Raw genomic sequence first — 8,091 nt, 5'->3', positions numbered from 1 at the left:
GCGCAAGGACGTCGCGCGTGCAGTAGACGCCGCGCAGCGCGCGTGGCCGGCGTGGGCCGAGCGCACCGGCGAGGAGCGCGGCGAACTGCTGCGCGGGTTTGGCGAGCGTCTGCTCGAACGCGCGGAGGAACTGTCGCGCATCGAGGTGCTCGATTCGGGCAACACTTACGTGCCGACGCTCGCGAGCATGCACGAGACGGTGCGCAGCCTGCGCTATTACGCGGGGCTCGTGCACGGGTTGCACGGCGAGACGATTCCCGCCACCGGCCGCCATCTGCACATGACCGTGTACGAGCCGTACGGCGTCGTCGGCCGGATCGCCGCGTTCAACCACCCGGCGATGTTCTCGGCGGCGCGTACCGCGTCCGCGCTCGTGACCGGCAACACGGTCGTGGTGAAGCCGCCCGAAACGTCGCCGCTGTCCGTGCTCGTGCTCGGCGAGGTGGCGCGCGACACGTTGCCGGCCGGCGTGTTCAACATCGTCAACGGCACGGGCGCGGAGGTTGGCGATGCGCTGGTGCGCCATCCGGACGTGAAGCGTCTCGCGCTGATCGGGTCCGTGCCGACCGGGCAGGCGATCCAGCGCAGCGCGGCGGAGGTCGGCGTCAAGCACGTGACGCTCGAGCTGGGCGGCAAGAATCCGATGATCGTGTTTCCGGACGCGGATCCGGACGCGGCCGCTGAAAGCGCGGTGCGCGGGATGAATTTCTCGTGGCAGGGCCAGTCGTGCGGATCCAATTCGCGGCTGCTGGTGCACGACGACATTTACGACGACGTGCTCGCGCGTGTCGTCGAGCGCGTGGCCGCGATCCGCGTCGGCGATCCGATGTTGCCCGACACGGGCATGGGCCCGATCAATTCACGCAAGAGCTACGAGCATGTGATGAGCTTTCTCGATCCGGCGCAGACGCACGGTGCGCGGCTGATGACGGGCGGCCGCCGCCCGCCCGGGCGTGCGTTCGAAAAAGGCTTCTGGGTCGAGCCGACCGTCTATGCCGATGTCACGCCGGCGATGCGGCTGTGGCGCGAGGAAGTCTTCGGCCCGATTCTGTCGGTCGCGCGATGGCGCGATGTAGACGAAGTGGTCGCGATGGCCAACGACACGGAATACGGACTGTCGGCCGCGATCTGGACCAACGACATCCGGCAGGCGCTCAACACCGCGCGTCGCATCCGTGCGGGCAGCGTATTCGTCAACGGCAGCAACACGCACTTTCTCGGCGTGCCGTGGGGCGGCTTCAAGAACAGCGGCGTCGACCGGGAAGAGGGGGTCGAGGAGATGTACAGCTACGTCGAGAAGAAGGTCATCAACGTGATGCTGTGACAGGCATGACTTGCCGCCGGCCGTTCCCGTCATCGACGGGTTCGGCCGGCGACGGCGCGCGCGATCCATCAGTCGACGCCGGGTAAAACGGCCCACGGCGGCGCATCGAGCGGGGAACACATATCCCGCACGCGCCGATTAGATAGTTTTACTAATAAAAATGACAGGCCGGCGTGCGGTTCGCTCGTATGCGAACGGTGCGTCGGACACTGACGGTTTGGAGACAGCATCCGTGAGAATGAAGACAATGGCCGTCGCGTTGGCGATGGTGTCGTGCCACGTGCACGCGCAGAGTTCGGTCACGCTATTCGGTCTGGTCGACAACGGCATTTCATACGTGAGCAATTCGGGCGGCAAGGCGCTGGTTCAGGCGATGTCCGGCATCCAGGCGCCCAACCTGATCGGGATCCGCACGGTCGAGGATCTCGGCGGCGGGTTCCAGGCGCTCGTCTTCATGGCGTCGCAGCCCGATATCAACAGCGGCACGGTGCGCGGCGGCGCACTGTCCGGACGCGAGTCCTATGTCGGCATCGTCACGCCGTACGGCACCGTGACGCTCGGCAGGCAGTTCGACTACATGTTCGACAACCTGTCGCTGCATCGCTGGGGGCACGAGATTTCCTATGTCAGCCTTTACCAGTTGCCGGGCGGCCCGTTCTCGAAACTGGGCGCGGCGCTCGGCACCTTCGACTACACGCGTACGGCGGGCGGGGGCGCAACACCGAACGCGATCAAGTTCACGTCCGCGTATTACGGCGGGTTCCGGTTCGGCGCGTTGTATGGCTTCAGCAACATCGCCGGGCAGACCGGCAGCAACAGCCTGTCGAGCTTCGGCGTGTCCTACGACAACGGGCCGTTGCGGCTGGATGCGGCGTACACGTATTCGAAAGAAGAGGGAATCGACAACGGGCACCTCGGCATCCGCAATGCCGGCGCGGGCGGACGCTATACATTCGGCGACTTCGCGCTCGACGCGCTGTACGTGAATACGCGCAACACGCTGACGGGCGCGCACGTCGACACCTACGAGATCGGCGGGCTGTACCGGTTCGCGCCGGATTTCTTCGCGTATGCGAACTACCTGTACGCGAAGGGCAGCCGGCAACTGACCGGCAATCATTCGAATCAGGCTGGCATCACGGTCGATTACCTGTTGTCGAAGAAGACCGACATCTACATGAGCGCCGTATATCAGCAGGCGAGCGGCGGCCAGGACGTCATTGCGTCTATCTGCGGCACGTTCACGGCATCGTCGGGCGCGCGGCAATCAGTGTTGCGGGCAGGTGTACGCACGGTCTTCTGAATGTCCAACCCCGATAGCGATTGGCCTGTCACTGATGGAGTGGGCCGCGCGGATTGCGCTATCGGGATGCTAGCGCAGACCGAATCGGTGATTGCTGGGTCGCCGGACAGCTTGGTGAGCTTACCACTGACAATTAACGGGTTCTGCGGTGCCACAGCCACGATCTTAGATATTGCGGTGGGGAGCGGTACGCGCTATGTCTCTGTGTGCAGTGTGGCCCACCTTCTGCCGACTAAACATTCCCCGGACAAACGCTTCGGTCGCGTAGATGCGCGTGATTTCGGCAAGGCCGACAGGAAACCCATCGGCGGCTCGTTTAAGTAGCTTCTCTAGACCATCGCGGCGCACCATTCGTTCCGCTACACAAAATCCGTCCAGACAAACTTCTCGTATGTGGTCATAGTGCACGTAAAGACTTTGTAAGGCTGAGTGTGTTGTCTCGCCTTTGTCGGTCCGCCATAGATTTGGCAAATTCGACGAATCGAAGGCCGCTTGTCGGACGATTAGGCGGTTGTGACAACCCGTGAACAAGTCATCCAAACTAGCTCCGAGGGCGAGTTCAACCATTGGCTGCGCGAGAAATGGCAAGATCGGGCGGCGTATGGTAGGGCGGACCTGGACCACAGTTTCGTCCAGAGTCGCCGCCAGTGCAGCCATTTGATATCTTTTTCCTGGCTGTACCAACAATCTCCAATTGGTTAGCAGGTCGTCGTATAGACCGGCAGGCATCGCCCTCGGGCACCCATGCACGACACTCGGATTAGCGTTTTGCCAAAGCCCGCCGCGAAAGTACTGCCGCGCGTCGTCCATTGATTGTTTGAGCGCGGCCCAAATCGGTATCCGATAGTAAATTGCGAGATCCCGCAAGGCGGTGATCGCCCGCTTCACAGCGGCGCATCGCAGGATGCTTGGATGTGCGTCCCGTACGCTGCCGTTAGCCCGTGATCTTCCGAAAATGTTCCGCGTCGCAGTCGATACAGACCCAGCGAGAGTCACGCATGCGTCCTATCCCCGGCGATCTAGAGGAAGTGTGGGACTTAGGGAACAATCACTACGTTCCTTTTCTTTCGAAAGGCCTGACGTCGGGCAAGCTCGTGGGCTCACCGCCAGCGGCTGGGTCGTTCCTGCTTGATTCGATCTGGCTATCACTTCATGCAAATTTCGGATTGTTCCGCTATTGCTGGCGCTCCAACATAGGCGCTGCAGAGGACATTCAATCCACACAAGGAGACATTGCATGAAGTTGGTGCGCTTTGGTGTGCCGGGCGAGGAGCGACCCGGCGTCATTGACGGGGACGGTCGCATTCGCGATCTGTCGGGTCACGTGGAAGACATCGCGTCGGACGCGCTCTCCGACGACAACCTGCGCCGCCTCGCGGCGCTCGATGCGGCGTCGCTTCCGCTCGCACCGGACAGCGCCCGGATCGGCCCGTGTGTCGGCCGGGTCGGCAAGATGATTTGCGTCGGCCTGAACTATTCGGATCACGCCGCGGAATCGAACATGGCCGTCCCGACGGAGCCGGTACTGTTCATGAAGGCGACGAGCGCGATCGTCGGCGCGCACGACGACGTCGAGATTCCGCCGGGCGCTGAGAAGGTCGACTGGGAAGTCGAACTGGGCGTCGTCATCGGTCGCGAGGCGCGCTATGTGTCGCGCGAACGTGCGCTGGACTACGTCGCCGGCTACTGCGTCGTCAACGATGTATCGGAGCGTGCGTACCAGCTGGAGCGTGGCGGGCAGTGGGACAAGGGCAAGGGATGCGACACGTTCGGCCCGCTCGGCCCGTGGCTCGTCACGCGCGACGAGATCCCCGATCCCCAGTCGCTGCGCCTGTGGCTCGAGGTCGATGGCAAGCGCTACCAGGATGGCAGCACGCGGACGATGATCTTCGACGTCGCCACGCTCGTGTCCTATATCAGCCAGTTCATGAGCCTGCAGCCGGGGGACGTGATTTCCACCGGTACGCCGCCCGGCGTCGGGTTGGGACAGAAGCCGGAGCCGGTCTTTCTGCGCGCGGGCCAGACCATGCGGCTCGGTATCGACGGACTTGGCGAGCAGCAGCAACGCACGGTTGCCGCACGTATGCCGGAGGCACGATGAACCAGATCGAACTGAGCGGCCGGGTGGTCGTGATCACGGGCGGCGCGCGCGGCATCGGCTATGCGGTCGCGCAGCGGGCACTGCGCTCGGGCGCGGCGGTGTCGTTGTGGGACGTCGACGCGGAGCGGCTCGCGCGCAGCCAGCATGAACTGTCGGAACTCGGCACCGTATCGACCGTCGTCGTTGAACTAACCGACGAAGCGTCCGTCGACGCCGCGGCCGCGGCCACGTTCGAGCGCCACGGTGCGATCGACGTGCTGATCAACAGTGCCGGTATCACGGGGGGCAACGGCCTGACGTGGGAACTGCCGCCCGAGGTCTGGCGCCGCGTGATCGACGTGAACCTGATCGGCTCGTATCTGACGTGCCGCGCCGTGGTGCCGCACATGCTCGAGAAGGGCTACGGCCGCATCGTCAACATCGCATCGGTGGCCGGCAAGGAAGGCAATCCGAACGCATCGCACTACAGTGCTTCGAAGGCCGGCCTGATCGGCCTCACGAAATCCCTCGGCAAGGAACTGGCGACCCGCGGGATCCTCGTGAACGCGGTCACGCCCGCGGCAGCGAAGACCGAGATCTTCGACTCGATGTCGCAGCAGCATATCGACTACATGCTGTCGAAGATCCCGATGAACCGCTTCCTGATGCCGGACGAGGCCGCGTCGCTGATCCTGTGGCTCGCGTCCGAGGATTGCGCGTTCAGCACCGGGGCCGTGTTCGACCTGTCGGGCGGTCGCGCCACCTATTGATCGACGGTAGCCGACCCGCGCCAAGCGGGTCGCACGATACAGGGCGGATCGACCGCCCGGACAAGGAGACACCACGATGAACGCGACGCAACCCGCTGTCGAGCAGGCGGTCGGCAGGGTCATGCGGAGGTTGCTGCCGTTCCTGTTGCTGATGTACGTCCTCGCATTTCTCGACCGGACGAATGTCGGCTTTGCCCAGCACGCGCTGCAACGCGACGCCGGCCTGTCCGATGCGGCATTCGCTTTTGGAGCAGGCGTATTCTTCGTCGGCTATGCGCTGCTCGAGGTGCCGAGCAACCTGATCATGCATCGGGTCGGGGCACGAATCTGGATGTGCCGGATCATGGTCACGTGGGGGCTCGTGTCGACGGGAATGGCATTCACGAACAGCGCAACCACGTTTTACGTATTGCGCTTCCTGCTGGGCGTTGCCGAAGCAGGGTTCTTCCCGGGGATCATTTACTACCTGACGCGCTGGTTTCCGCAAGCGGCACGTGCGCGCGCGATCGGTGTGTTCTATTTCGGTGCGCCGTTGGCGTTCATCTTCGGCGCGCCCTTGTCGGGATGGTTGCTGGATCTGCACGGCGCATTCGGCCTGGCCGGCTGGCGCTGGATGTTCATCGTCGAGGGCGGGTTGGCGTCGCTGGTCGGCGTATGGGCGCTTCGCTATCTCGACGATGCGCCGGCCGACGCGCAATGGCTCGACATGCCGGCTCGCCGCGTGCTGGTCGACGCGATCGAACAGGATGCGAAGGTCGCGATGCAACATGGCCCGCGCAGCGTGATGGCTGCGGTGACGAATGCGCGTGTGCTGGCCTATGCGGCGATCTATGCGTTGATCCAGATAAGCGTGTATGGCGTGATCTTCTTCCTGCCGCAACAAGTCGGCGCATTGCTCGGCCGACGTGTCGGCTTCGAAGTCGGGCTGGTCACCGCAGTGCCGTGGCTGTGCGCGCTCGGCGCCGCGTGGTGGATACCGCGCCTGGCGGAACGCTCGAGCGGACATCGGAAGTGGGCGATCGTCATGCTCGTGTGTGCCGCCGCCGGCATTGCGCTGCCGGGCATTGCGCCTGCGCCGCTCGTCGCGCTCGCCGGGCTGTGCGCGGCCGCGAGCGGTTTCATTGCCGCCCAGCCGCTGTTCTGGACGTTTCCCGCGCGAGACCTGACTGGGGCGGCCGCCGCGGGCGGCATCGCGCTCATCAATTCACTCGGCAGCCTGGGCGGATTCATCGCACCGACGCTACGCGCATCGGCCGATCGCTGGTTCGGTGCAGGCGCGGCCGGGTTGCAGGTGCTCGCGCTTGCCAGCTTGCTGGCAGCGTTGCTGATTGCGGTCATCGTGCCGCGTCGATCCGTCGGCCTTGCCGCCGAACCATTCAAACCGCCTGTCCAGCGCATGCGGTAACCCAGCCAAAACATTCGGAGCTTATTCTTCATGGCGATGCCTACCATCAAGCATGTGCGTGCGTTCACCGTTCGCGGCGGCGGCGCGGATTATCACGATCAGGACGACGGACACTGGATCGACGACCACGTCGCCACGCCGATGTCGCGTTACCCGGAATACCGTCAGAGCCGGCGGTCGTTCGGCATCAACGTCCTCGGCACGCTCGTGGTCGAGATCGAAGCGAGCGACGGCAGCGTGGGCTTCGCGGTCACGACGGGCGGCGAAATCGGCGCGTTCATCGTCGAAAAGCATCTCGCGCGTTTCCTCGAGGGCCGGAGCGTGACCGACATCGAGACGATGTGGGATCAGATGTATTACGCGACGCTCTACTATGGGCGCAAGGGTGTCGTGCTCAACACGATCTCCGGCGTCGATCTCGCGTTGTGGGATCTGCTCGGCAAGGTGCGTGGCGAACCGGTCTATCAGCTGCTTGGCGGCCCGGTTCGCGACGAGCTGGTGTTCTACGCGACCGGCGCGCGTCCGGATCTCGCCAAGCAGATGGGCTTCATCGGCGGCAAGATGCCGTTGCAGCACGGTCCGGCCGAGAACGAGGAAGGGCTCCGTAAGAACCTGGAGAAACTCGCCGACATGCGCAACCGCGTCGGCGACGACTTCTGGCTGATGTTCGACTGCTGGATGAGCCTCGACGTGCGCTATGCGACGCGTCTCGCCAACGCCGCCCATGAATACGGCCTGAAGTGGATCGAAGAATGCCTGCCGCCCGACGACTACTGGGGCTATGCGGAACTGCGGCGCAACGTGCCGCGCGGCATGATGGTGTCGACGGGTGAGCACGAGGCGACCCGATGGGGCTTCCGCATGCTGCTCGAAATGGGATGTTGCGACCTGATCCAGCCTGACGTCGGCTGGTGCGGCGGGATCACCGAGCTCATCAAGATTTCGGCGCTGGCGGACGCGCACAACGTGATGGTGGTGCCGCACGGTTCATCCGTGTACAGCTACCATTTCGTCGTGACGCGCCACAATTCGCCGTTCGCGGAGTTTCTGATGATGGCACCGAAGGCGGACGAAGTCGTACCGATGTTCACGCCGCTGTTGCTCGACGAACCGGTTCCGGTCAACGGGCGGATGAAGGTGCCGGACCGGCCGGGATTCGGCGTGCGGCTCAATCCGGAGTGCGCGCTGGTTCGTCCATACACGCATTGA

The 8,091-nt window shown here is 63.9% G+C and carries 7 protein-coding genes; 6 read left to right on the top strand and 1 reads right to left on the bottom strand.

Going from position 1 to position 8,091, the window contains the following annotated elements; all coding sequences use genetic code 11:
• Both G3N93_RS02360 and G3N93_RS02355 read left to right on the top strand, forming a co-directional pair.
• Positions 1–1,324: aldehyde dehydrogenase family protein (locus G3N93_RS02360; protein WP_206132212.1), on the top strand; the 1,324-nt coding region annotated here is incomplete at its 5' end.
• Positions 1,325–1,562: 238 nt separating this feature from the next.
• On the top strand, positions 1,563–2,627 hold the full coding sequence (locus G3N93_RS02355; protein WP_241011634.1) for a porin: 1,065 nt from the start codon (positions 1,563–1,565) through the stop codon (positions 2,625–2,627).
• Between the two features lie 165 nt (positions 2,628–2,792).
• Here the strand turns inward: G3N93_RS02355 and G3N93_RS02350 are convergent, their stop codons facing one another.
• Entirely contained in the window at positions 2,793–3,284 is a 492-nt protein-coding gene (locus G3N93_RS02350; protein WP_206122697.1) for a hypothetical protein, read from the bottom strand.
• A gap of 580 nt (positions 3,285–3,864) precedes the next feature.
• Here G3N93_RS02350 and G3N93_RS02345 point away from each other — a divergent pair.
• The 4 genes from G3N93_RS02345 to rhmD all read left to right on the top strand — a co-directional run bounded on the left by G3N93_RS02345 (position 3,865) and on the right by rhmD (position 8,091).
• Complete coding sequence (locus G3N93_RS02345) at positions 3,865–4,728, top strand: fumarylacetoacetate hydrolase family protein (RefSeq protein ID WP_206122696.1); 864 nt, start codon at positions 3,865–3,867, stop codon at positions 4,726–4,728.
• Positions 4,725–5,477, top strand: coding sequence for an SDR family NAD(P)-dependent oxidoreductase (locus G3N93_RS02340; RefSeq protein WP_174985377.1), 753 nt, complete (start codon positions 4,725–4,727; stop codon positions 5,475–5,477). The genes G3N93_RS02345 and G3N93_RS02340 overlap by 4 nt, the downstream gene beginning before the upstream one ends.
• A 76-nt stretch (positions 5,478–5,553) precedes the next feature.
• The gene (locus G3N93_RS02335) at positions 5,554–6,882 is read left to right on the top strand and encodes an MFS transporter (RefSeq protein ID WP_206122695.1); all 1,329 of its coding nucleotides are present in this window, start codon (positions 5,554–5,556) and stop codon (positions 6,880–6,882) included.
• A gap of 30 nt (positions 6,883–6,912) precedes the next feature.
• Positions 6,913–8,091 carry an L-rhamnonate dehydratase gene (gene rhmD, locus G3N93_RS02330; protein ID WP_206122694.1) on the top strand — a complete coding sequence of 393 codons (1,179 nt, stop codon included), beginning with the start codon at positions 6,913–6,915 and terminating at the stop codon, positions 8,089–8,091.

Origin of the sequence: Burkholderia sp. Se-20378, from assembly GCF_017104665.1 — a bacterium.
GTDB classification, from domain to species: Bacteria; Pseudomonadota; Gammaproteobacteria; order Burkholderiales; family Burkholderiaceae; genus Burkholderia; species Burkholderia lata.
Note: the sequence above shows the minus strand (reverse complement) of the source record. Positions and strands in the feature narration are given on the sequence as shown.

Bases quoted from the DNA above. Each gene is read 5' to 3' on its own strand.
- G3N93_RS02350 (WP_206122697.1), bottom strand. From the start codon at position 3,284: ATGGCTGCACTGGCGGCGACTCTGGACGAAACTGTGGTCCAGGTCCGC.
- G3N93_RS02345 (WP_206122696.1), top strand. From the start codon at position 3,865: ATGAAGTTGGTGCGCTTTGGTGTGCCGGGCGAGGAGCGACCCGGCGTC.
- G3N93_RS02355 (WP_241011634.1), top strand. From the start codon at position 1,563: ATGAAGACAATGGCCGTCGCGTTGGCGATGGTGTCGTGCCACGTGCAC.
- rhmD (WP_206122694.1), top strand. From the start codon at position 6,913: ATGGCGATGCCTACCATCAAGCATGTGCGTGCGTTCACCGTTCGCGGC.
- G3N93_RS02340 (WP_174985377.1), top strand. From the start codon at position 4,725: ATGAACCAGATCGAACTGAGCGGCCGGGTGGTCGTGATCACGGGCGGC.
- G3N93_RS02335 (WP_206122695.1), top strand. From the start codon at position 5,554: ATGAACGCGACGCAACCCGCTGTCGAGCAGGCGGTCGGCAGGGTCATG.